Annotated in this window: 17 protein-coding genes; 5 read left to right on the top strand and 12 right to left on the bottom strand. The window is 73.8% G+C overall.

All coding sequences use genetic code 11. The features are described 5' to 3' along the window. Window positions 1-26: 26 nt before the first annotated feature. The 5 genes from C9F11_RS40075 to C9F11_RS40055 form a co-directional block, all read right to left on the bottom strand. A complete protein-coding gene (locus tag C9F11_RS40075; protein ID WP_138965097.1) occupies window positions 27-1,814 on the bottom strand; it encodes an ABC transporter ATP-binding protein in 1,788 nt (595 codons plus the stop codon). A 2-nt stretch (window positions 1,815-1,816) separates the two neighbouring features. Beyond that, window positions 1,817-2,866 (bottom strand): iron-siderophore ABC transporter substrate-binding protein, encoded by a 1,050-nt coding sequence (locus C9F11_RS40070; protein WP_138965095.1) that lies wholly within the window; start codon window positions 2,864-2,866, stop codon window positions 1,817-1,819. Window positions 2,867-3,199: 333 nt separating this feature from the next. Continuing rightward, a complete protein-coding gene (locus C9F11_RS40065; protein ID WP_138965093.1) occupies window positions 3,200-4,039 on the bottom strand; it encodes an ABC transporter ATP-binding protein in 840 nt (279 codons plus the stop codon). 45 nt (window positions 4,040-4,084) lie between these two features. Beyond that, window positions 4,085-5,146 carry an iron chelate uptake ABC transporter family permease subunit gene (locus C9F11_RS40060; RefSeq protein ID WP_171076005.1) on the bottom strand — a complete coding sequence of 354 codons (1,062 nt, stop codon included), beginning with the start codon at window positions 5,144-5,146 and terminating at the stop codon, window positions 4,085-4,087. A 14-nt stretch (window positions 5,147-5,160) separates the two neighbouring features. Further along, window positions 5,161-6,219, bottom strand: coding sequence for an iron ABC transporter permease (locus C9F11_RS40055; protein ID WP_138965091.1), 1,059 nt, complete (start codon window positions 6,217-6,219; stop codon window positions 5,161-5,163). Between the two features lie 349 nt (window positions 6,220-6,568). Between C9F11_RS40055 and C9F11_RS40050 the strand changes: the two genes are divergently transcribed. Next, a complete protein-coding gene (locus C9F11_RS40050; protein ID WP_138965090.1) occupies window positions 6,569-7,516 on the top strand; it encodes a methionyl-tRNA formyltransferase in 948 nt (315 codons plus the stop codon). A 176-nt stretch (window positions 7,517-7,692) separates the two neighbouring features. On the opposite strand, the gene C9F11_RS40045 is transcribed toward C9F11_RS40050, so the two are convergent. Next, window positions 7,693-8,382 carry a hypothetical protein gene (locus C9F11_RS40045; RefSeq protein ID WP_212767877.1) on the bottom strand — a complete coding sequence of 230 codons (690 nt, stop codon included), beginning with the start codon at window positions 8,380-8,382 and terminating at the stop codon, window positions 7,693-7,695. Between the two features lie 88 nt (window positions 8,383-8,470). Here C9F11_RS40045 and C9F11_RS40040 point away from each other — a divergent pair, with 88 nt between their 5' ends. Both C9F11_RS40040 and C9F11_RS40035 read left to right on the top strand, forming a co-directional pair. Beyond that, the gene (locus C9F11_RS40040) at window positions 8,471-10,042 is read left to right on the top strand and encodes an amidohydrolase (protein WP_138965089.1); all 1,572 of its coding nucleotides are present in this window, start codon (window positions 8,471-8,473) and stop codon (window positions 10,040-10,042) included. Between the two features lie 160 nt (window positions 10,043-10,202). Beyond that, window positions 10,203-11,315: a M4 family metallopeptidase gene (locus tag C9F11_RS40035; RefSeq protein ID WP_249402081.1), complete on the top strand. Its 1,113-nt coding sequence runs from the start codon at window positions 10,203-10,205 to the stop codon at window positions 11,313-11,315. Here C9F11_RS40035 and C9F11_RS40030 read toward each other — a convergent pair. Further along, window positions 11,308-12,057 carry a TetR/AcrR family transcriptional regulator gene (locus C9F11_RS40030; RefSeq protein ID WP_138965085.1) on the bottom strand — a complete coding sequence of 250 codons (750 nt, stop codon included), beginning with the start codon at window positions 12,055-12,057 and terminating at the stop codon, window positions 11,308-11,310. The two genes, C9F11_RS40035 and C9F11_RS40030, sit on opposite strands and share 8 nt — an antisense overlap. 162 nt (window positions 12,058-12,219) lie before the next feature. Between C9F11_RS40030 and C9F11_RS40025 the strand changes: the two genes are divergently transcribed. Then, window positions 12,220-14,472 carry an MMPL family transporter gene (locus C9F11_RS40025; protein WP_138965083.1) on the top strand — a complete coding sequence of 751 codons (2,253 nt, stop codon included), beginning with the start codon at window positions 12,220-12,222 and terminating at the stop codon, window positions 14,470-14,472. Here the strand turns inward: C9F11_RS40025 and C9F11_RS40020 are convergent. From C9F11_RS40020 to C9F11_RS40005, 4 genes are read right to left on the bottom strand one after another with little or no spacing between them, the layout of a single operon-like run. Beyond that, a complete protein-coding gene (locus C9F11_RS40020; protein ID WP_138965081.1) occupies window positions 14,421-17,888 on the bottom strand; it encodes an SAV_2336 N-terminal domain-related protein in 3,468 nt (1,155 codons plus the stop codon). The genes C9F11_RS40025 and C9F11_RS40020 overlap by 52 nt on opposite strands. After that, window positions 17,889-18,839, bottom strand: coding sequence for a MoxR family ATPase (locus tag C9F11_RS40015; RefSeq protein WP_138965079.1), 951 nt, complete (start codon window positions 18,837-18,839; stop codon window positions 17,889-17,891). It lies immediately after the preceding gene. After that, window positions 18,836-21,103 (bottom strand): trypsin-like peptidase domain-containing protein, encoded by a 2,268-nt coding sequence (locus C9F11_RS49760; protein ID WP_138965077.1) that lies wholly within the window; start codon window positions 21,101-21,103, stop codon window positions 18,836-18,838. The genes C9F11_RS40015 and C9F11_RS49760 overlap by 4 nt, the downstream gene beginning before the upstream one ends. Then, window positions 21,100-21,492, bottom strand: a complete 393-nt coding sequence (locus C9F11_RS40005) for a CU044_2847 family protein (protein WP_138965075.1) — start codon at window positions 21,490-21,492, stop codon at window positions 21,100-21,102. Before C9F11_RS40005 ends, C9F11_RS49760 begins: the two co-directional genes overlap by 4 nt. Before the next feature lie 236 nt (window positions 21,493-21,728). On the opposite strand from C9F11_RS40005, the gene C9F11_RS40000 reads away from it, so the two are divergent. Continuing rightward, window positions 21,729-23,027: an aminotransferase class V-fold PLP-dependent enzyme gene (locus C9F11_RS40000; protein ID WP_249402080.1), complete on the top strand. Its 1,299-nt coding sequence runs from the start codon at window positions 21,729-21,731 to the stop codon at window positions 23,025-23,027. A gap of 115 nt (window positions 23,028-23,142) precedes the next feature. Here the strand turns inward: C9F11_RS40000 and C9F11_RS39995 are convergent, their stop codons facing one another. Next, complete coding sequence (locus tag C9F11_RS39995) at window positions 23,143-23,391, bottom strand: DUF397 domain-containing protein (protein WP_138965071.1); 249 nt, start codon at window positions 23,389-23,391, stop codon at window positions 23,143-23,145. Between the last annotated feature and the right edge of the window lie 11 nt (window positions 23,392-23,402).

Raw genomic sequence — 23,402 nt, 5'->3', positions numbered from 1 at the left:
GTTGACCTGACCGTGGGTCAGATGTGCTAACTACCTTCTCGCCACGCCTGCCACAGCCGTGCGTAGCGGCCGCCCAGGGCCACGAGCTCGTCGTGGGTGCCCAGTTCCACGACGCGGCCCGCGTCCAGGACGGCGATGCGGTCCGCCGCCATGGCCTGGGTGAGCCGGTGCGCCACGAACAGCGTGGTGCGGCCCGCGCACGCGGCGCGCACCGCCCGCTCCAGCTCGGCGGCGCCCTCGCTGCCCGCCTCGGCGGTGGACTCGTCGAGCACGACCACCGGGGAGCGGCTCAGCACCAGGCGGGCCAGGGCGATGTGGGTGACCTTGGTGACGTCCAGGCGTTCGCCGCCCTCGCCGACCAGGGTGTCGAGCCCTTCGGGCAGCGCCTCGACCCAGCCGTCGGCGCCGACCGTGCGCAGGGCGTCGGTCAGTTCGGCGTCGGTGGCCTCCGGCGCGGCCAGGCGTAGGTCGTCGGCGAGCGAGCCGGAGAACACATGGGTCTCCTGCGTCAGGATGCTCACCAGGGCGCGCGCCCCGGCCTCGTCCAGACCGGCGAGGTCGGTCGTGCCGACGCGCACCGATCCGGCCTGCGGGGTCCCGATGCCCGCGATGAGCGCGGCCAGGGTCGACTTGCCCGCTCCCGTCGCGCCCACGAGGGCGAGCGAACCACCGGCCGGGATCGTCAGGTCGACGTCCTTCAGGACCGGCTGCTCGGTGTCGGGGTAGCGATACGTCAGCCCCTGCACCGTCACCGGGTAGGGCGTGGCGTCCGCCGGGGTGGCGTCCGCGTCGCCGACGAGGCGCTCCTCCGCGGGCTCCCCGAGGACCCCGACGAGCCGGGTCAGGCTGGCGCCCGACTTCTGTGCCTCGTCGAAGGTGAACATGATGGCGCCCAGCGGGGTGAAGAGCCGGTGGAACATCAGCGGGGCCGCCGACACCTCACCCAGGGTCGCGGCGTCGGCCTCCAGGAGCGCGTACCCCACGACGAGGATGAGGACGAGGCCGATGAACTCGGCGCGGTTCTCCCTGCCGACGAAGCGGCCGAAGAACCGGAACACCTCGATGCCGTAGTTGCGCACGCGCCACGACTCGCTGGTGACCTGCTCGCGCACGGAGTCCTCCAGGCGGTACGCCCGGACCGTGTCGATGCCGTCCAGGCCGCTGATCAGCGCCTGCGCGCGGTCGGCCTGGGCCACCCGCTGCTTCTTGTAGAGCGGGGCGGACCGGGGCAGGTACCAGCGCAGGGCGAGGGCGTAGGCGGGCAGCGCGCCCGCGCCCGCCAGGCCCAGCCGCCAGTCGAGGCCGAACATGCCGACCGTGGCGATGAAGACGAGGACGCCCGCGGAGAACACCGTGGGGATGGCCATCCGGATGCCCTTGGACAGGACGGCCACGTCGTCACCGACCCGGGACAGGACGTCTCCGCGGCCGACCTGCTCGATCCGTGCGCTCGGCATCCCGAGCACCGAGCGGACGGCGCCTTCGCGCAGCCGCGCGAGCAGGTCGGCGCCGAGCCGTCCGATCAGATACGTCGACGCCGCGGTGGCCACCGCTCCGAGCAGCGCGGCGGCCCCCATCAGGACGCCGACCGTGAGCAGGACCGAGCGCGACTCGCCCTCGACGACGCCGTCGACGACGCGGCCGAGCAGCAGCACCGGGAGCACCTGGAGGGCCGCGCCGACCACCGTGGTGAGCACGGTGGCCGTCGTCAGCCAGGGGACCTCACGGCAGTGCGTGGTGACCCATCGGGTGGCCTCACGGCCGGTCGCCGTGCGCAGGGTCGCCGGGGCGACCTTCGTAGCGGTAGTGCTCACACCTAGCCGACCGACTTGACGAGTTCGTCGATCGCGTAGGGCATGGAGAGCAGGGTGCCCTGGGAGATGGCCGCGCCGACCGCGGGGCCCTCGCTGTCCAGCAGGTAGGAGACGTTGCCCTTCTTCACGGCGTCCAGGTTGCTGAAGAGCTCGGACTTCTTGAGCGCCTTCTGGTCCGCCTTGTCGTTGATGACGAAGATGCGGTCGGTGTTGACCAGGTCGATGCGCTCGGGCGACAGGACGGTGAAGAACTTGCCGCCCGCGACCTTGTCGATCTTGGTCTGGTACTGGAAGCCGATGCCCGTCACCAGGCGGCCGCGCACGTCGGTGGAGGTGAACGGCGCGACGGAGTCCTTGTACCAGGACAGCGCGACGGCGTTCTTCTTGGCGAACTCGGGGTGCGCCTTCTTGGCGGCGTCGAGCTTGCCCTGGATGTCCTTGACGAGCTTCTCGCCCTTCTCGGCCTGGCCGAGCGCCTTGGCGATGTGCAGGGCGTTGTCCTGCCAGGGAGCACTGAAGGGCTCCTTCTCGCCCTTGGTGCGGCCCACCGTGGGGGCGATCTTGGAGAGCTTGTCGTAGGCGGCCTTGTCGATCTCGGAGTACACCGCGATGATCAGGTCCGGCCGCAGGGCGGCGATCTTCTCGTAGTTGGGGCCGGAGTCACCGTTCTTCATGATGACGTCGGGCTTGGCGTCGCCCCACTTGTCCTTCACCCAGGGCCACTGGGTGTTGATGTCGGGGGACTTGCCCGCCGGGTTCGGGTACTGGTCGGTCATGCCGACCGGCTTGGTGCCGAACGCGAGGACGGTCTGGTCGTCGGTGTAGCCGACGGTGACGACCCGCTTGGGGGCCTTCTCGACCTTCGTGGATCCGAACGCGTGCTCCACGGTCACGGGGAACTTGCCGGCGGCGGCAGCCGGAGCGGCGTCGTCGCCCTTGTCCGACTTGTCCGAGCCGCATCCCGCGAGGAGTCCGACGCCGAGGGCCGCGGCGGACACCACGGCCGCCATCCGCCGCCAGGGCCTCATGGTCGTCGTTCGATGGAGATGCATCCGAGATCCCTTGCTTTCACGCTGTCCGGTGCGCCCCTGTCTCAGGGCAGCCAAACCTTACCTTGCGGTTGTGAGGTAAGCCTAGCCTAACTTTCAACTTGTCTGTACGCGGGGTCAGTCGGGTCGCCCGGACACGGACACGGTCGCGCCGCAGGTGGGGGCCGGTGCGGCGGCACCGAGGCGCACCGGCGGGCGCGGGAGCGCGGAGGCGCGCCACGCAGAGGGGGCTCAACCACACCGCGCGTGAAGGGCAGTCGCACGCCGGGGCAAGCCCGCGCGGAGCGGCCCCGGCGTGCGTGTGGGGACGGGCCGGCGGGCCCGCACGGGCAGGGCTCAGCCCAGCTGCACGTGCGTACGGCCGATGGGCACGATGAGCGGCCGGTCGCCCACTGGGTCGTCCATCACCATGGCGCGCAGCCCGAACGCCTCGTCGAGGAGCTCGGAGGTGATGACGTCGCGCGGGTGCCCCTGCGCCAGGATCGTCCCCTCCTTCATCACGATGAGGTTGTCGCTGTAGCGCGTGGCCAGGTTGAGGTCGTGCAGGACCATGACCACGGCGCACCCCGACTCGTGCAGGTCGTCCACGAGGTCGAGCACGTCGACCGCGTGGGCCAGGTCCAGATAGGTGGTCGGCTCGTCCAGGAGGAGCAGATCGGTGCCCTGGGCCAGGGTCATGGAGATCCAGACGCGCTGGCGCTGCCCGCCGGACAGCGAGTCGACAGGACGGTCGGCCAGGTCGGACACGCCGGTCATGGCCAGGGCGCGCGCCACGACGTCGGCGTCGTCCGACGACCACTGCCGCAGCCAACTCTGGTGCGGATGGCGGCCCCTGGCGACCAGGTCGGACACCGTCAGGCCCTCGGGCGCGACGGGCGCCTGCGGCAGCAGGCCCATCTTCTTCGCCACGTCCTTGGTCTTGAGCCGGACGATGTCCTGGCCGTCGAGGACGACGGACCCCTTGGTCGGCTTGAGCAGCCGCGAGAGGGTCCGCAACAGCGTCGACTTGCCGCAGCCGTTGGGGCCGATGATCGTGGTGATCACCCCTGGCGGTATCGCCACGTCGAGATCGTCGATGACGGTCCGCGCGCCGTAGCCGACGCTGACGCCCCTGGCCGTGAGCCGTGCGGCGTCGTCGACGTCGGACTCGATCTCGGTGATGTACTGAGTGACCACAAGCCCCCCTCTGCGCATTTAGGTATGCCTCACCTTTGTATCAGGCTATTTGAGGTTCGCCCGCACCAGGAGGTAGATGAGGAAGGGTCCGCCCACCGCGGCGGTGACCACGCCGACCGGGAGCGTGACCGGCAGGGCCGTGCGCGCGAGGAGGTCCGCACCGATCAGGAGCAGCGCCCCCACCATGCCGGAGGCCACCATCGGCGGCGTGGGGCAGCGCGCGAGGCGCATCGCCACCTGGGGCGCGACCAGGGCGACGAAGGGGACGGGGCCCGCCGCGCTCACCGCCACGGCGGCGAGCAGGACCGCGCACAGGAGCAGGATCGCCCGCACCGCCTGGAAGCGGACGCCGAGGCCCGCGGCGACCTCGTCGCCGAAGTGCAGGGGCTTGAACTGGAAGGCGACGCACGCGACGACGGCGAGCAGCGCGAGCGAGCACCAGAACGCCACCCAGACCTCGTCCCACGACCGGTTGTCCAGGGAGCCGACGAGCCAGGACTGCGCCCGGGCCACGTCCTTGATGTCGGCCGTGGTCAGGAGCCAGGTCGTGAGCGCCTCCATCACGGCGCTCACCGAGATGCCGATGAGGATGAGCCGGAAGCCGTCGATCCCCCGCCGCCACGCCAGGAAGTACACGAGCAGGCCGGTGAGGAGACCGCCGCCGAGCGCGGCCGCGGACAGGCCCACGGAGCCGACGACCGCCGCCGACGCCCCGCCCGACACCGTGAGCAGGAACACCGAGACCGCGCTCGCGCCCTGGGTGACGCCGAGGACGTCCGGACTGGCCAGCGGATTGCGGGCGATGGACTGGGTGATCGCGCCGGAGACCCCGAGCGCGATGCCCACGACGAGCCCGGCGAGGGCGCGCGGCATCCGCAGGTCCATGATCACGAACTCGTCGACCTGCTCGCCCCTGCCGAAGAGGGTGGCGATCACCCGCGACAGCTCCAGGGGGAAGTCCCCGATGCTGATGGACAGGCAGAAGACCACGAAGGTCGCCGCCGTGAGCACGAGCGTGACGAACGCGACCCACGGCCGCCACACGAACGACACCTGGCCGATCCGGATGCCCGGCGCCACCGACGACTTCACATCTGTCCCGTTCACGACGTCCGCCCCGTTCACGCGCTCTTGAACTTTCCACGCCACACCAGCACCGCGAAGAACGGGGCGCCGAGCAGGGAGACGACGACTCCCGCGTCCAGCTCGCCCGGCCGCACCACCAGGCGCCCCACGATGTCGCAGACCAGCAGGACGACCGCGCCGAGCAGACCCGCGTACGGCACCAGCCAGCGGTAGTCGGGGCCGGTCACGAAGCGGGCGATGTGGGCCACCATGAGCCCGAGGAAGGCGATGGGCCCGCACGCCGCGGTCGCCGCGCCCGCGAGCAGGGTGATGGCGCCGATGCCGAGGGTCCGGCTCAGCGCGATGTTCACGCCGAGGCCGCGGGCCACGTCCTCGCCCAGGTTGAGCAGGTTGAGCGAGGGCAGGGTGACCGCCGCGAGGACGAGGCCGACGGCGACGAACCCGGCGATCGGCCAGATCACGTCGAACTTCACGCCGGTGACGGAGCCCGAGTTCCAGAACCGCAGCGCGTTCAGCGACTTCTGGTCCGACAGCGCGATCGCGGTGGTCATCGCCGTGAGGAACACCGTGATGCCCTGCCCGGCGAGGGCGAGGGTCAGCGGGTTGCCCGCACCTCTGCCGATGCTCGCGAGCGAGAACACGACGACACCGGCGACGGCCGCGCCCAGGAAGGCGAACCACACGTACTGGAACGGGTTGGTGAACCCGAACACGGCGATCACCGAGACCACGGCGAAGGAGGCGCCGGCGTTCACGCCGAGGAGGCCCGTGTCGGCGATCGGGTTGCGCGTGTACCCCTGGATCAACGCCCCGCCGACGCCGAGGGCGATGCCCGCGACGATCGCGAGGACCGTCCGGGGCACCCGCACGGTCTGCACGATGAGCCTGATCTCATTGAGCCGCTGGTCGGCCTCCCGCGAGGCGAAGAGACCGTGCCACACCTCGGCGGGGCTCAACGCGCGCGCGCCGACGGCCAAGGACGCGATCGCCGCGACGACGAGGACCGCCACCAGCACGCCCAGACCGACAACCCGCCGTCGGCGGACCCCTGATGAACCGGTGGGCGCAAGGCGCTCAACTGCAGTTATGCCCATGCGACGTACGTTATCCCTTTGCTCGGGCGGGGACGCGCGGCCGGTGGGGCACCTCGCGCCCGGCAAGGAACGCGCCCACGGCTCCGCCCCCGCCCTGGTCCCCTGGCAGAGCGCTGCGGAGCGCCCGCCACCCTAGCTGGCGGCGGCTCGGGGCCGGTCGGCACCCGGCAGCCCCCCTCCCCATTTCACTTAGGCTAGCCTAAGCTAAACTCGCACCGGGGTCGAGAGGCCCGTCACGGTGCGCGCCCACCGGCGGCCGTCAACTTCGGCACCCCGTGCGACCATTGCACACCAAGGTAAGCCTTGCTTTACTTACCGCCGGTCAATCCCTGCTCTGAGGAGGAACCCCATGCGGGTCGTCATGTTCGGTTACCAGACCTGGGGGCACCGCACCCTGCAAGCCCTCCTGGACTCCGAGCACGACGTGGTCCTCGTCGTGACGCACCCCAAGAGCGAGCACGCGTACGAGAAGATCTGGAGCGACTCCGTCGCCGACCTCGCCGAGGCGCACGACGTGCCGGTCCTCATCCGCAACCGTCCCGACGACGACGAGCTGTTCGAGCGCCTCAAGGAGGCCGACCCGGACATCATCGTCGCCAACAACTGGCGGACCTGGATCCCCCCGCGCATCTTCGGCCTGCCGCGCCACGGCACGCTGAACGTCCACGACTCGCTGCTGCCGAAGTACGCGGGCTTCTCGCCGCTGATCTGGGCCCTGATCAACGGCGAGAGCGAGGTCGGCGTCACCGCGCACATGATGAACGACGAGCTCGACGCCGGTGACATCGTCCGGCAGGAGGCCGTGCCGGTCGGCCCGAAGGACACCGCGACCGACCTCTTCCACAAGACGGTCGACCTCATCGCCCCAGTCACCACCGGCGCGCTCGACCTGATCGCCTCCGGCGAGACGGAGTTCACCCGGCAGGACCGGTCCCAGGCGACCTTCTTCCACAAGCGCTCCACGGAGGACATCCGCATCGACTGGACCTGGCCCGCGGAGGACCTGGAGCGGCTCGTGCGCGCCCAGTCGGAGCCGTACCCCAGCGCCTTCACCTTCCACAAGGGCAAGCGCCTCGAGGTCGTGGCCGCAGTCGTCTCCGAGGGGCGCTACGGCGGCACGCCCGGCCGCATCTTCTACCGCGAGGGCGAGGGCGTGGTGATCGTCGCCGGGGCCGACGCCCGCACCGGCCGCAACCACGGCCTGGCCATCACGCGCGTACGGACCGAGGACGGCCGCGAGCTGTCCGCGGCCGAGTACTTCACCTCCATGGGCGGCTACCTGACCCAGCGCGCCTGACACGCCTCCCGCGTTGCCGGTCCCTGGGACCGGCCGTCGGCGCCCGCCGCACGGACTCCGGTTCGCGCGGCGGGCGCCGACTCTTGTGCCCCAATTACCACCTCTCGCGCCGTTCTCCCCCATGGGGTCGAGATCCCTCATATAGGTGTAAAAATGGGCGAGCCGCCCCCGAGCGGCTACGCCCCGGAGGCAGCGGCCGCACTGCCGCTGTCGGCGCCGCCACCGTCCGACCGGTCAGCGCCCACCTCGCCTCCCGCCTCACCGCCCCTATCGCCGTCATCCACGCGAACCAGTCGATATCCCCGCTCGAAGCGCGGACGGCCGCGCCGGTCCGCCTTCTTGGCGCGCGCCCGGCGCGCGGCGGCGAGCAGGGCGGCGACCTCCGGGCTCTTGCGGCGCAGCCGGAGGAAGGACTGCTCGGACCAGCCGCCGAGGGCGGCGGCCGAGGACTGGACGGAGCCCTCCCTGATGGCCTTGAGGACCACGCGCAGCGCGGCGGGTCCGAGACCGGGGACGTCGGCCGCGACCGGGGCGGCGCGTTCCCGCTCCTGCTCCGCGAGCTCCGCCGCGGCCGTCATGGCGGCCGCGAACGCGGGGTCCTGCTCCTGCCAGCCGCGGAGCATCCGAACGGAGACGCCCGCCGCCACGGCGCATCCGGCCGGGCCGAGGCCGAGCGCGGCGGCCCGCAGCGCGTCGGCGCGGCGCACGGCGGTCTCCTCGCGCAGGCTCGGGTCGCCCCGCAGGGCCTGGAGTAAGGACCGTTCGACGTCTTCTTGCGCGTCGAGCCCCGCGACCACACCATCGGCCCAGGCGTCGAGCCGGTGCGCACAGGCCGCGCGCCGACGTTCCACCCGTCTCTCGTCCACCCCACCCACCACCATCAAAACTTAGGCTAGCCTCACCTAACAATAGCTCGCGCGGGACGAAGATTCACTCCTTCGAAGGGATCTGTTCGTGCTTTGCTCCAGGATCACCAACGCCACCATCCTCACGATGGATCCGGCCCGCCCCACCGCCCGGGAACTCGGCGTCTGGCGAGGCCGGATCGTGGGACTCGACTCCGACGTGGCGGGGCTTCCGGCGCGGCGCGTCCTCGACCTCGGCGGCGCCACGGTCCTTCCCGGATTCATCGACAGCCACGTCCACCTCATCTGGGCCGGCCTCAAAGCCGGGGCACCGAGCGTCGCGCCCAGCAGGCGGGTCGACGACGTCCTCGGGGTCGTGGCCCACGCCGTGGCGACCGCTCCCGAGGGCGGCTGGGTGAGCTTCGGAGGCTACGACCAGCGCATGCTCGACCGGCCGCTGACCGCCGTCGAGCTCGACGCGGTGAGCGCGGGCCGCAAGGTGTACCTGGGCCACATCTCCGGGCACGCGTGCCTGGTGAACTCCGCCGTCCTCGAACAGCTGCCGCCACACGTCGCGAGCCCGGACGGCTTCCTCGCGGAGGACGCCATGAGCGCCGCCCTCGCCCTGCGCCCGCCGCACACGCTGGCCGAACTGGCCGACGCCGTCGCCCGGTCCGGCCGCGAGTGCCGGTCCCAGGGCATCACGGCCTGCGCCGAGGCGGGCATCGGCAGCGAGCTGTTCGCGCACAGCCCCCTCGAGGGCGCGGCCTTCCAGCTCGCCCACGAGACCGGACGGCTGCCGCTGCGGGTCCAGCTCATGGTGGCGGCGGACGCCCTGCGCCCGGTCGAGGCGGCGCCCGAGGACACCACGACGCGGTCCTTCGGCCTCGGACTGCGCACGGGCTTCGGCGACGGGCGCCTCTCGCTCGGCGCCCTGAAGGTGTTCACCGACGGCGGCATGATGGCGCGCACGGCCGCGCTCACCGAGCCCTATGCGGGCAGCGCGTCCAGCGGGCAGCTCCAGGCCGACCCTGAGGTGCTCACCGAGACCATCGTCGAGGGCCATCGGGCGGGCTGGCAGCTCGCTGTGCACGCGATCGGCGACCGTGCCGTCGACCTCGCCCTGGACGCCCTGGCCGCGGCCCGACGCGCGAAGCCGCGCACCGACACCCGCCACCGCGTGGAGCACGCGGGCCTCGTCCGCCCGGACCAGCTCGGCCGCTTCGCCGAGCTCGGGGCCATCGCCGTCGTGCAGCCGAGCTTCCTGCGGTACTTCGGGGACGACTACGCCACGATCATGGGGCCCGATCGGGCGCCGTGGCTGTACCGGGGGCGGGGCTTCCACGACCACGGGGTGCGCCTCGCGGGCAGCTCGGACCGGCCCGTCGCCGACGGCGCGCCGCTGCGGGCCGTCCAGTTCATGGTCGAGCGGGCCTCCGCCTCCGGCAGGCTCATCGGCCCCGAGGAGGCCGTGAGCGTCGACGAGGCACTGCGCGCGTACACCGTCGACGCCGCGTACGCCTGCCGCTGGGAGGACAGCGCGGGCAGCCTCTCCCCCGGCAAGCGCGCCGACCTCGTGGTCCTGGGCGACGACCCGCGGCGGGTGGACCCGGGGCGCATCGGGGACATCGAGGTGGTGCGGACGTTCGTCGAGGGCGAGGAGCTCGACGCCGCCGCCTGACCGGACGATCCGGCGGCCCGGCCCTGGCGCTGGCCCCGGCGCCGGGTTCCAGCGCACCGCGATGGCTTGTCGCGGTCCTGACAATCTGCCCTCGCCCTGGCAGGCTCGTCCCGGCGCACTCCCCCACCCGCCCCGCGCACAGCCGCCGGAAGGAGCCGACATGGCCCCGCCCCGTACTCCCCGCCGTCGCACCCGCCGCACCGCAGCCCGGCTCCTGCTCGCGTCCGCCGTCGTCATGGCCACGGCCCTCCAGGGCGGCCTCGCCCACGCGGGCCCGGCCGGGCCGCGCGCGGTGGCCGGGGTCGGCTGCGGCACGAACGTGGGCCGCGTCCCGCTCGACACCACGTACAACCCGACCACCGGACGCTACGAGCTCAACGACCCCAGACGCGGCAACCACAAGACGTACGACATGCAGAACGGCACCGGCGGGTCCAGCACCGTGGTGACCGACGACGACAACACCTGGTGCGAGGGCGGCCGCCAGTCCGACGCCGTGGCGGCGCACTACATCCACGCGGTGTTCTGGGACTACTTGCTGGAGGTCCACGGCCGCAAGGGCGTGCGCGGCGACGGCAAGGGCGGATGCAGCCGCGTCCACTACGGCCGCGACTACGTCAACGCCTTCTACGAGTCCACCTCCAACTGCGTGACCTACGGCGACGGCACGTCGAACCCCGCCAGGCCCCTGATCCGCATCGAGGTCGGCGCGCACGAGATGACCCACGGCGTCACGGCGGCCACCGCGGGGCTCGGCTTCTCCGGGGAGCCGGGCGGCCTCAACGAGGCGACGAGCGACCTCGTCGCGGCCGCCGTGGAGTTCCGCGCGGCCAACCCGGCCGACCCCGGCGACTACCTCTTCGGCGAGCGCGTCGACGCGGGCGGCCAGACCGCCCTGCGCTACATGGACCGCCCTTCCCGGGACGGCCAGTCCAAGGACCACTGGTACGCGGGCATCGGCCAGCTCCCGCCCGCCCACTCCGCCGGGCCCGCCAACCACTTCTTCTACCTGCTCGCCGAGGGCAGCGGCCCCAAGGTCGTGGGCGGCGTCAGCTACGACAGCCCGACGTACGACGGCAAGCCCGTCACCGGCGTCGGCCGGGCCGCGGCGGAGCGGATCTCGTTCCGCGCGCTCACCCAGTACCTGACGTCCTCCAGCACCTACCGCTCCGCGCGCACCGCGACGCTCGCCGCGGCCGCGGCCCTGTACGGCACGGACAGCGCCGAACACCGTGCGGTGGGTGCCGCCTGGGCGGCCGTCAACGTCACGTGACGTCCGCGCCCGCGGGCGGGATCCGGCGGTGCAGATCCTCGATCAGGTTCCGCACCGCCAGGCGGAAGACCTCGGCCTGGTGCTCACCGATGAAGGAGGTGTGCCCGAACACCTCCAGGACGACCAGGCCGTGCAGCTGCCCCCACGCGCTCATGAGCAGGGCGATCGCGGGCGGCGGCAGCGACCCCATGCCGTCCGCGGGCAGCTGCTCCAGGCGCTCCCGGAGCACGGGCGAGAGCTCCGGCACGTCGGCCGCGGCGAGTTGCTCCCTGGTGAACCCGCCGAACAGCTCGCTCTCGAACATCGCGCCCATGCGGCGCACGGCCTGGGTGGTGGGGCCCTCGGGCGGCGCCGCGTAGTACCGCAGGGGCGTGCCGTACAGGAGTTGGAACCGCTCGGGGTGGTCGACGGCCCACTGGCGGTAGGCCTCGGTCACGGCCACCACGCCCTGCGTGCCGGGCTCCTCGGCCGCCGCGTCGAGGCCCGTCCGCATGGCTGCGGCCAGGTCGTCGTACGTCTTGGTGATGAGCGCGGTGACGAGGTCGTCGCGGCTCGGGAAGTAGTGGTAGAGCGCCTGCACCGTCATGCCGAGGCTGCGGGCGACGGCACGCAGGGACAGGGCCGCGGGCCCGTGCTCGGCGATCTGTGACTCGGCGGCCTCCAGGATCTCCCGGGTGGCCGCGGCGCGGCGCCGCTCGCGCAAGGAGGGCCGGGCCGTGGCGAGTTCGTCCGTTGCGGTCATACGAGGACCGTACGCCGAAGTGCCTGGCGGTGTACCGGGATCCTATGAAGTGCCAGAAAAATCTAACACTGCCAAATCTTCTTGTGTCTCCCTACCGTCGTCCTGCGGCACCGAAGAGTGCGACACCGCACCCGCTGCCCAGGAACGCAAAGGAGAAAGCGCGTGTTCGAACGCATGGCCGAGCTGGCGATCCGTCGGTCCCGGCTGGTCCTCATCGTCGCCACCGTGGTGGTGGCCCTCATGGGCGCGCTGGGCGCCGGTGCGTTCGGGAAGCTGCTGGGCGGCGGCTTCGACGACCCGGCCTCCCAGTCGTCCCGGGCCAGGGAGGTCATCGACGAGAAGTTCGGCGGAGAGACCAACCTGGTGCTGCTGGTCCGGGCCTCCCGGGGCCGCGTCGACGACCCGGCCGCCAGGCGCGGCGGCCAGGCGCTGGTGGCCGACCTCAAGAAGGAGCGGGACCTCACCAACGTGGTCTCGTACTGGGACACCAACAGCCCGGGCCTGCGGTCCGAGGACGGCGCCGAGGCCCTCGTGCTCGCCCGTGTGAAGGGTCACGACGCCGAGCAGCAGGAGAACGCCAAGGGCGTCATCGACACCTACGCGGGCACCTACGAGGGCGGCCTGACGGTCAAGGCCGGAGGCAGCGCCGGAGTGAGCTACGAGATGGGGCCGCAGACCGAGGAGGATCTCGTCCTGGCGGAGACCATCGCGGTGCCGCTGATCCTGCTGCTGCTCCTGGTCGTCTTCGGCACGGTGGTCTCCGCGCTGCTTCCGCTGGCCATCGCGCTCATCGCCGTCGTCGGAGTGTTCGCCGAGCTCTACGTCGTCGGCAGCGTCACCGACGTGTCCGTCTTCGCGATCAATCTGACCACGGCCCTCGGGCTCGGACTCGGCGTGGACTACGCCCTGTTGATGATCAGCCGGTTCCGCGAGCAGCTCGCCGCGGGGGCGAGCGTGGAGGACGCCGTCCGGCGGACCATGAGCACCGCGGGCCGCACGGTCGCCTTCTCCGCCGCGACGGTGGCGGCCGCCCTCGCGGCGCTGATGGTGTTCCCGCAGTACTTCCTCCGCTCGTTCGGCTACTCCGGGGTCGGGGTCGTCGTCATCGCGGCCCTCGCCACCCTGTTCGTGATGCCCGCGCTCCTCACCGTCCTCGGGCACCGGGTCAACAGCGGGCGCATGCCGTGGGCGAAGCCGGGGCGGTCCGGATCCGGGGCCCCGGTGTGGGGGCGCCTGGCCCGCACCGTGATGCGCCGGCCCGCCCTCACCGCCCTGCCCGTGCTCGTGGTGCTGCTCGCCGCGGCGAGCCCGCTGCTGGGCATCACCTTCGGCACGGCGGACGAGCGCGTGCTGCCCGAGGACGCCCGCAGCCGCGAGGTCGCCACCGCGCTGCGGGAGGACTTCGACGGCAACGACGCGGCCGCCCTGCACGTCGTCATCGACGCGCCGGTGGGCAGGGGCCCGTTGGAGTCGTACGCGGTCGGCCTGTCCGCCCTGGAGGGCGTGGCCCGCGTCGAGGCCAGCACCGGGGTCTACGCCGACGGGAAGTCCACGGCGACCGGCCCCGGCAACGCGGCGCTCGGCCGCCCCGGCGCGCAGCAGCTCAACGTGGTGAGCTCCCTGACGCCCAAGTCCGACGCGGCCAAGGACCTGGTCGAAGGGGTCAGGACGGCCGCCGCGCCCGCCGGGACGCGTCCGCTGGTCGGCGGGGCCGACGCCGAGCTGGTCGACTCCAACGACTCCATCGGCAGCAGGCTCCCGCTCGCCATCGGCCTCATCGCCGTCACCACGTTCCTGCTGCTCTTCCTGTTCACCGGCAGCGTCGTGCAGCCGCTGCGCGCGCTGGTCCTCAACCTGGTCAGCCTGGGAGCGACCATCGGCGTCATGACCTGGATCTTCCAGGACGGCCACCTCTCCGGCCTGCTCGGCTTCACCCCGCAGCCGATGGAGACGTCGATGACCGTCCTGATGTTCTGCGTCGCCTTCGGCCTCTCCATGGACTACGAGGTGTTCGTCACCAGCCGCATCAAGGAACTCCACGACCTCGGCGCGGACAACGAGTCCGCCGTGGCCGACGGCCTCGGGCACACGGGCCGCATCGTCAGCGCGGCGGCCGTCCTGCTCGCGGTGAGCTTCTTCGCCTTCGGCACGGCCGAGATCAGCTTCATGCAGCTCTTCGGCCTGGGCAGCGGTCTGGCCATCCTCATCGACGCCCTCGCCGTCCGCGGCGTCCTCGTCCCCGCCGCGATGCGCCTGCTCGGCCGCTCGGCCTGGTACGCGCCCCGCTTCCTGCGCGCCGTCCACGCCCGCTTCGGCCTCAGCGAGGGCGGACCGGCCCCGGCGCCCGCGGCTCCGGCGGCGCGTCAGGGGAACATCGCCCGCCGCCCGAGCAGCAGCGCCGCAAGGCGCAGATAGGCCTTGTACGCGGCCGGGGTCAGCCAGGACAGTTCGATGGTGCTGGCCATGGCGAGGTGGCCGTCGCGGGGGACGGTGACGAGGCCCCGGCAGCGCGAGCGCAGGGCGCGCACGTTGCCCGGGTCGAGGGTCCAACCGGCGGCGGGGCGGCTGTGGTTGAGGACGACGACGGCCTCCTCCACGAGGTCGGGGCGGTTCAGGGTGACGAGGCGGTCCATGGTCTGCTGGGCCTGGGTGAGTCCGGCGGGGTCGGCGCGGGAGACGATGACGACGCGGTCGGCGTGCTCCAGGACCAGGGACACGGGCTTGTCGGAGTCGATCAGGGTGAGGCGGAAGTACTGCCGCGTCGCCCGCACCACCTCGCGGAAGTCCTGGTCGGTGTACTGGCCGCCCGCCGAGGGCCGCGACACCGAGTCGTTCGCGAGGACCATCAGGCCCGAGCGGTGCGGTGACAGGAACAGGCTGAGGTCCTCGAAGCGGCGCACCTCGGGCAGGGAGGCCGCCAGATCGGTCAGGCCCGCGAAAGTGCCGCGGAAGACGCGGCCGCCGATGCGCACGTGCCGCCCCGCGTGCTTGTCGGCGTCGATCGCGAGGACCCGCTCCTGGCGCTGGTCGGCGAGGACGGCGCCCAGCATCATCGCCGTCGTGGTGCAGCCCGCGCCGTCCTTGACGCCGACGAGCGCGATCCGCAGCGGCTTCGCCAGCGGCGCGCGGACGGTGCGGGTCCAGGTCTCGCTGTCGTCGTCCTCCGGCTCCTCGGCGCGCTGCCGCTCCTGCGGCGTCTCGGGGGCGAGCGCGTCGTCGTCGGTCTCCTCCCACGGCTGCGCGCCGGGCAGCCGGGCACCGAGGGCGTCCGCCACCTCCCGCACCGTGGGCCTGCTCTCCGGCTCGGCCGTGACGCAGCGCAGGAGCAGGTCGGCGAGGTCCCCGTCGAGGTCCCCGAACCACGGGTCGCGCCGCAGGGCGTCGTGCTCGTAGCCCTGCCAGGCGCGGCCGGTCGCGGCGCGCAGCAGCACGGCTCCCAGGGAGTACACGTCTCCGGCCGTGATCCGCGACTCGCCCCAGTACGTCACCTCGGGCGCCCGGTAGGGCGAGGCCGGGGGCATCGCCGAGACCGAGGCGCTCCAGGCCCCGTCGATGCGCGCGGACGTCCAGCTGATGATGTGCAGCGTCGACTCGGTCACCAGGACCGCGCCCGGGGTCAGGGAGCCGTGCACGATGCCCCGGCGGTGGCAGCGGCTCACGGCCCGCGTCAGATGCCAGCCGAGCCACAGGAACAGCGGGGTTCCCGCCAGCGGCCCGGCCGCGTCGAGGACCGCGCGCAGCGTCGGCGCGGGCCGCCCGTCACCGAGGGTGTCCAGGCGCAGCGCGAGCCAGGGCACGGGCACGTCGCGCAGGTCGCTGGCCACGACGGCCGGGGCGTACACGCCGTCCATGCGGCGCAGCGCGCCGCGCTCGTTGTCCAGCAGCTCCCGTGCCACGGGTGAGGCGGAGGAGGAGGACACGCGCAGCAGGACCTGGAGGCCGTCCTCGTCCTCGGCGATGTACGCGGTGGGCGTGCCGCCGGCGCCGTCCCTGCGCAGCAGCGTGTAAGGGCCGAGCGCGTGCAGGTCCTGGAGGCGCAGGGGCAGCCAGGACGGGGCGGCCTCCAGGCCGGAGGGCAGCAGGACCTCCTCCTCGACCGCGGCCCCCTCGGGGGCGGGCGCCGCCATGGGGCGGGCGCCCAGGTGGGTCAGGAGCCGGTCCTCCAGCCAGGCGAACGGCCGGGTGCCGGGCAGGAGTTCGCTGGTGCCGGAGGGGTGGGCGAGCCAGGCGGGGAAGTCCGGGGAGCGGCCGACGAGCGCGCGCAGACGTTCGGTGACGGTCCTGGTGGTGCGGAGCAGGTCGATCGGGGAGGCCGTGTCGAGCAGGATGTCCTGGGCGTCGCGGGCGAACCCGAACCTGCGGTGCTGCGCGGGCAGCCGCGCGTCGGCCGGTTCGACCTGCTGCATGAGGCCGCCGAGGAACACCTCGGCGAGGTGCGCGGTGTCCGCCCGCCAGTCCACCGCGGCCTGGACGAGGCGCATCACGGGCACGGTCAGCGGCGACACGGCGGCGAGGTGCGCGGCGAGCCGGAAGGCCTCCGGCGACGCGGCGTCCCGGAACCGGAGCACGGCGGTGGCCGCGTCGGCGCCCCGGGTGTCGGCCCGGCCGCGCGGGGTCGGGGCGTGCGGCGGCACGAGGAGGGGCAGTTCGGTGCTCGCGCCGGGCGAGGCCACGAGCCGGGCCCAGGCGGCGACGGCCGGTGGATACGGTTCGAGCACCGGCACGGGGACGTCCGCGAAGTCCTCGCCGAGCCCGGAGGGCAGCAGCGGGTCGGACACGTACCAGGTGTCGTTGGCGGCGCCCCGGCGCCGCGTGGTCACCAGCCAGGGTTCGGAGCGGATGCCCGAGCCGCCCCACAGATGGGCGGGCAGGGCGTGCAGGATGGCGGTCGGCCCTTGGCGCGCCCAGCGGCCGAGGGCCTTGCGCATGCGTCCGTCGCGCCAGCAGGCGCCGACGCCGTCGCTGATGACCAGGACCAGGGTGCCCCCGGAGGGGTCGACGGCCGACGCCGGGGACAGCAGCGGGGAGTGCGCGTCGAAGGGGCGGGCGCGCAGCAGCGGTGCCCGCCGGGTGCGGGTGTCCAGGCCGAGGACGCGGATGCCGCGGAACGCGCCGAGGCGCTCCAGGAGGGCGCGCAGCTCGGTCGCCAGGCGCCGCCACAGGAGCATCGAGACGCCGTCGTCGATGAGCAGCACCAGGTCGAGCCAGCGCTGCCGGGCGGGCCGGGTCACCACGTCGGGAAGGCCGGTCTCGGCGAGGGCCGCCGCCGTGGCCGCCTCGTCGAACTCGCGCCGGTGCGGATGCGGCTGGGGCTGTTTCAGGAGCCGCAGCGCCCGGCCGAAGCGCAGTTCCTCGTCGCCGAGGGCCTTCTCCTCGGGCACCCGTACCGGCAGCGCTCCGTCGTCTGCGGGAAGCCGGTCGGCCGTGCCGAGGCGGGCGAACTCGGGGGCGCTGCGGGCCGCCGCGGCCGCGTGCAGGGCGCCGAGCAGCTGGGCCGGTGGTGGGGGCGGCGCCGGGGTGCCGGGCGCCGGGGTGCCGTCGGCGGGTCGGTCGTCCGTGGCGTGCGGGGCGGCGTCGGGCACGGGTTCCGGCGCCGGGCCGGGCGGCGGGGCGGGCAGGGCGGTGCCGGCGAGCGCGCGGGCGAGGGGCGCGTCCTCGTCGGGGGGCAGGCGCGCCGCGAGCCAGACGGCGTCGAGCAGTTCGTGGATGGACAGGTCGTGCCCGGTCAGACGGCCGAGCACGCCGAGGACCACGGGGGACGGCGCACCGGCGCGGGGCGGCGGGTCGCCGTGGGTCCCCCCGGCCGCGGGGCCCATGGCACCGGGGGGCATCTACAGCGCTCCGCCGAGCCGGTGCAGCACCGCGTCCAGGAGCCCTTCGGCGTCCAGGTCGACGCCGCCCTTGCGCAGGAACACGGCGTTGAGCAGCTGGTCGGTGGCCAGTTCGCCGGGGGCGCGGCGGTTGAGGAAGGCGTGCAGGAGGTCGTCCACCCCGGCCAGCGCCGCCTCGCCGAGGTGGGCCGACACGATCTCCCGCAGCCGGGCCTCGTCGGGGTCCGGCAGGGCCAGGCGCACGCAGCGGCGCATGAACGCGGGCGGGAAGTCGCGCTCGCCGTTGCTGGTGATCACGACGACGGGGAACTCGTGGCAGCGCACCCGGCCGCGCGTGACCGTGACCCAGTCGCCGTCCGCTCCGTGGGTGAGGACCGCCACCTCGGACTGGTCGTCCGGGAGCCGGGACAGCTCGGGGATCTCGAACTCGCCCTCCTCGAACACGGTCAGGAGGTCGTTGGGCAGGTCCACGTCGCCCTTGTCGAGTTCGTCGACGAGCAGGACGCGGGGCCGGTCGCGGGGCACCAGGGCCGTGCCCAGCGGGCCGAGCCGGACGAAGGTGCCGATGCCCGGCTCCCCCGCGTCGCGCTCCCGGCGCAGATGGGTCTCGCGCAGGCGGCCGATGGCGTCGTACCCGTACAGGGCGTCCTTGAGGGCCGAGCGGCTGTTGACGGCCCACTGGAGCACCGGGCCGAGGGTGAGTTCGTGGGCCACGGCGTGCGCGAGCGACGACTTGCCGGTGCCGGGGTGGCCGGTGACGAGCAGGGGGCGGCGCAGGTGCAGCGCCGCGCTCACCACGTCGGCCTCGGCGCGGCCGATGAGGTACGGGCGGGGCCTCGGGCGGGCGCCGGAGCCGTCGGGGAACCGGCGCCAGGGCGGGGCCTCGGGCAGCTCCACCCGCCGGGCGACGCGGTCGCCGCGGAACAGCCGCCAGTCGTCGTGCCCGCTCATCTCGCCCGCTCCGTTCCCTCGCCGCCGTCCGCGGGGCCCGCGAGGCCCTCGGCGGGGTCGGCGAGCTGCAGTTCGTCGGGCAGCGGCATCTCGATGTCCTCCCACACCAGCGCGGGGCGGGTGCTGGTCCGCGGATCGGCGTACGCGCGCACCCGGAAGTGCCGGACGCGCTCGGGGAGCTGGTCGACGGGCCCGTCGGGGGTCAGCCCGTCGAGGTCCGGGTCCGCCCCGGGGGCCTGGGGGCCGCGGTCCCACAGCACGATGGGCACGCCCATCACCAGGCAGACGGGGAGCAGTTCGAGGCGCTGGGCGGCCGTGCCCCGGACCAGGACGCGGGCGGTGTCCCGGTGGACCGTCTTGAGCAGGCCGATGAGGCCCGCCCGGCCGCCGACGGTGCGGTCGGCGCGCAGCGGGTCGCCGCGGTGGCGCGCGTTCCAGCGCCGGGTGAGGTCGGCGGCTCCGGTGCGGGAGCGCCGCCGCAGCCGCGGGCAGCGCAGGATGAGGTGGAAGTCCTCGCCCAGCGGCGCGGGGATGTACTCGTCGGCGCCCGCCCCGTCCCACTCGTCCACCGCCAGCTCCAGGGCGTCCGGGGGTACGGAGACGGCGACCAGGGCCACGCCGCGCTCGGCGCCCTCGGTGCCGCCCGCGACCTCGCGGACGAGCCGGGCGATCTCGCGTCCCGCGCGGGGGTGTTCGGTGCCGGTGACCGCGCGGGCCGCGGTGCCGTCGGCGCGCAGCCGCCACACCGCGCAGCGGTAGTGGCCGGCGGGGTCCTTGGCGTGCCGGTCGAGCTCCACCAGGATCCGCGCCCCGGCCGGGGCGGACCGCTGCGACCAGCGTGCGGCGTCGGCGCGGCGCTCGCGCAGGGCGGAGGCGTGGATGCCGAGGCGGGCGGCGACCCGGCCGCTCCACTCCTGCAGGGCCCGGCAGGCCAGGCCGCCGGTCTCGGCCGCCACGTACTCGACGACCCGCAGCAGCGCGGGCAGCCGGGGCGTCTCGTCGGGCACCGGGGAGCTGTCGCCGGGCCAGGTCTCCAGCTCGCGCAGCACTCCGTCGACGGCTGTCGGCGCGAGCCGGGCCGCGTGCAGGGAGTGCGGCAGGTCCAGATAGGGCAGGGCGGCGGTCGCGGCACGGTGCGGCAGGCCCGGGTCGTGTCGGCACAGGTGCTCGAACTTGGCGCGCAGCAGCCGGTGTTCGGCGACCGAGAGAAGTCCCGCGGCGCCCGTGAGGCGGCCCAGGGCGAGCAGCCGGTCGAGCTCGCCGCGGCCGCGCGGGTCGTCGGCCACGGTGGGGGCGAGGGACTCGGCGAGGGTGGGCAGCGCCCGCTCGGTGCGGGTGAGGAGCTGGGCCAGTTCGGCCACGGAGGGCGCGGTGCCGTCGGCGGGGGCGCGCAGGCCGAGTTCACCGGCGAGCACGGTGGCGTGGGCGGCGCGGGCCGTGGGGTCGCCGAGCAGCAGGTGCAGGGGGCCGACCATCATGTCCCGCACGGTCTCGTAGGAGTCGGACGCGGTCCCCGGCCCCGCGAGCGCTGCCGGGGGCTGCGCGAGACCGGCCGGATACGGCTCGGGCAGGGCTCCGGCGCGGCGCAGTTCGAGCAGCACGGACTGCCAGCCGAGGCCCCAGCTGCGCCGGACCGTGTGCTGGGCGGAGAGCGCGGTGTCGGGGGCGGTGATGCGGCCCATGACGAGGCCCACGGCGGCGCCGTCGGCGACGCACCACAGGGGTCCGCCGCTGTAGCCCTCGTCGACGGCGGCGCCCGACAGCTGTCCGTCGAGGTAGCCGATGCCGTCGTCGTAGGAGGCCACGCGCGCGTCGGCGTAGGAGAAGGGCTGCCCGCCGCCGTACCAGGCCCTGACCTCCTGCCCCCGCGTCATCTCCAGCCAGCGGACGGGGCCGACGGGGGGCGGGGGCTCCTCCCTGAGCTCCAGGACGGCGAGGTCGCCCTCCCACTTCAGGGCGCCGTCGGGGACGGGGCCGAGGTGGTGCGCGCGGGGCGGTATCCACGCCACCAGGCGGGCGGGGCGCGTGGTGGTGGCGGAGAGGACGGGGAAGGACACGTCCAGCGTGACGCCGCCGGGGTCCCGTGCGCTGAGCATGCGCTGCCCCAGGGCGGCGTTGACCACGTGGGCGCAGGTCAGCAGGGTGCGTCCACAGAGGTAGACGCCCGCGCCCGCGGTGCGCGTCCGGTCCGCGCTCAGGACGCGCACCAGTGCCCCGCGGGCGTCCCCGTGCCGGTCGTCGCCGGTCGCCGTGAACCAGCTCATCTCTCGGTCCGCGGGGACAGCTCCCAGGTCGCCGAGACGGTCATGCTCGCCTGGCCGCCCGCGCCGACGATGCCGAGCCTCAGGTCCTGGCCGATCTGGATGCCGAAGTCCACGGAGAGCTCGCGGGGCGGGTCGGGGATGCCGCGCACGGCGTCGTGCACCTGTTGCAGGACGGGGCCCAGGGGGCTCAGTACGGAGCGCAGCGCGTCCGTGGCGAGGGCGCCCACGCGCGCACCGCTCCCCACGGGGGTCACTCCGGAGATGCCTCTCGGCAGGTCGGCCTCCACTCCGTCGGGCGCGGCGGCGGGGGCTTCCCCCGCGGCCGCCAGTTCGAGACGGACGTGGGCTCCGTCGTCGAGGGTCAACTCCAGGTAGTCGTAAGGCGGCACAGGAAGCATTGTGCAGATCAAGTCTCCCGCCAGATAGGGGAGTTGACGATTCCGGCGGGGGTCATGATGACTGGTTCGCCGGCTTGACGCCCTCCCGGCGTTCCGTTCGAGTGCTTACCGTCGGTCGGGTGGCCGGGGGTGCCCAGGGGGGTGTTCGACGCCGATCGGGACATCGCGACCGCCTGCTCTACGAGATCCTCGTCCGTGGCCGGGTTCCGATGTCGGGAGGTACCAGGGTGGACAGGCGCAGTGTGCTGGCGGGTGCGGTCGGTTCCGCGGCGGTGGCGGCGTGGGGCGGCGGGGTCGCCGAGGCGGTCGACACCGCCGGAGCGGGCGGCCGGCGGCTGCTGGGGCCCGACGGGCGGCCGGACTGGGGGGCGGTGCGGGCGCAGTTCCGCCTCGACCCGGCCTGGGTCCATCTGGCGACGTTCTATCTGGCCTCGCAGCCGCGGGCGGTGCGGGCGGCCGTGGACCACCTGGCCCGGCAGCTCGACGCCGACCCGATGCTGGTGCCGACGAAGCTGTCCCTGCCCGACGGGCCGACGGACTGGGACCGCGTGCGGAAGTCCCTCGCCGGGTACCTGGGCGGCGAGGCCGAGCACATCGCGCTCGCCGCGAGCACCACCATCGGCCTCGGCCTCGTGTACAACGGCGTGCGCGTCCGCCCCGGCCAGGAGTTCCTGCTCAGCGAGGACGACCACACGGTGCACCAGGGCGCCGCGCGCCTCGCCGCGGAGAAGCACGGGGCCCGGGTGCGCCTCGTCCCGTGGTTCGCCGACTCCGGGGAGGCCACCGCCGAGGAGGTGGTGAGCGCGGTCCGGGCGCAGCTGCGCCCCACGACCCGTGTCCTCGGTGTCACCTGGGTGCAGTCCAGGACCGGGGTGCGGATGCCGGTCGAGGCCGTCGCCGAGGTGGTCCGGGAGGCCAACCGGGGCCGCGCGGAGGCCGATCGCTGCCTCTTGGTGGTCGACGGGGTGCACGGGCTCGCCGCGGTGGACGCCGACGCCGCGCGCCTGGGTGCCGACGTGGTGGTCGCGGGCACGCACAAGTGGCTGCTCGGGCCGCGCGGCACCGCCCTGGTGTGGCTGGCTCCGCACGCGCTGGCGCAGGTGCGCCCGACGTTCGCGAGCTTCATGGGGGACGACGGCGCCGCCCCGCTGTCACCGGGGGGTTTCCTCGCCTACGAGCACGCCTTCGCCCTGCCGGTGTCCGTCGCGTTCCACCAGGCTCTGGGCCGCTCCCGGGTCGCCGGGCGGATCGCGGAGCTGTCGACGCGGGCCAAGGAGGGTCTCGCCCGCATCCCGGGCGTACGGCTGCACACGCCCGTGGCACCGGGGATGTCCGCGGGCATCACCTGCTTCAGCGTGCGGGACCTTCCCGGTTCCGCCGTGGTCGAGCGGGCGGCCGCACGCAAGGTCCGGCTGTCCTCGCTGTACCACGACAGTCTGGGGTACGCGCGGATCGGCACCGGCGTCATGAACTCGCCGCGGGACGTGGACGTCGCGCTGCGCGTGGTGCGCGACATCGCGGGCTGACCCGGAGACGGACGCCCGCCCCGGGCCGGGTGTGCCGGGCCGGGCCCCTCCGGTCCGCGCCCGCCCAAGGCGGCGCGGCTGACACGTGACCGCCGGTGGCCGACGGTCCCCGGGGTCACGTCAGGTCGAAGCGCCCTTCCCGGGCCCCGTGCACGAACGCCCCCCACTCCGCGGGCGTGAAGATCAGCGAAGGGCTCTCCGGACGCCCGCTGTTGCGCATCGCGATGAAGCCCTCGACGAAGGCGATCTGCACGTCGCCGCGGCCCTCGCTGCTCGACCGCCATTCGGCGGCGCTGAGGTCCAGATCCGGCTTCTCCCAGCCCGCTAGCGGATGCTGCTGAGTGGTGGTGGTGCTGTCGGCCACGTCCGTGCTCC

Origin of the sequence: Streptomyces sp. YIM 121038 (assembly GCF_006088715.1) — a bacterium.
Lineage (GTDB): Bacteria > Actinomycetota > Actinomycetes > Streptomycetales > Streptomycetaceae > Streptomyces.
This window is presented reverse-complemented; position numbering and strand designations above follow the sequence as displayed.

Excerpts from the sequence above, each read along its gene's own strand:
- C9F11_RS40070 (WP_138965095.1), bottom strand. The coding sequence starts at position 2,866 with ATGCATCTCCATCGAACGACGACCATGAGGCCCTGGCGGCGGATGGCG.
- C9F11_RS40055 (WP_138965091.1), bottom strand. The coding sequence starts at position 6,219 with ATGGGCATAACTGCAGTTGAGCGCCTTGCGCCCACCGGTTCATCAGGG.
- C9F11_RS40050 (WP_138965090.1), top strand. The coding sequence starts at position 6,569 with ATGCGGGTCGTCATGTTCGGTTACCAGACCTGGGGGCACCGCACCCTG.
- C9F11_RS40035 (WP_249402081.1), top strand. The coding sequence starts at position 10,203 with ATGGCCCCGCCCCGTACTCCCCGCCGTCGCACCCGCCGCACCGCAGCC.
- C9F11_RS40030 (WP_138965085.1), bottom strand. The coding sequence starts at position 12,057 with ATGACCGCAACGGACGAACTCGCCACGGCCCGGCCCTCCTTGCGCGAG.
- C9F11_RS40020 (WP_138965081.1), bottom strand. The coding sequence starts at position 17,888 with ATGCCCCCCGGTGCCATGGGCCCCGCGGCCGGGGGGACCCACGGCGAC.
- C9F11_RS40015 (WP_138965079.1), bottom strand. The coding sequence starts at position 18,839 with ATGAGCGGGCACGACGACTGGCGGCTGTTCCGCGGCGACCGCGTCGCC.
- C9F11_RS49760 (WP_138965077.1), bottom strand. The coding sequence starts at position 21,103 with ATGAGCTGGTTCACGGCGACCGGCGACGACCGGCACGGGGACGCCCGC.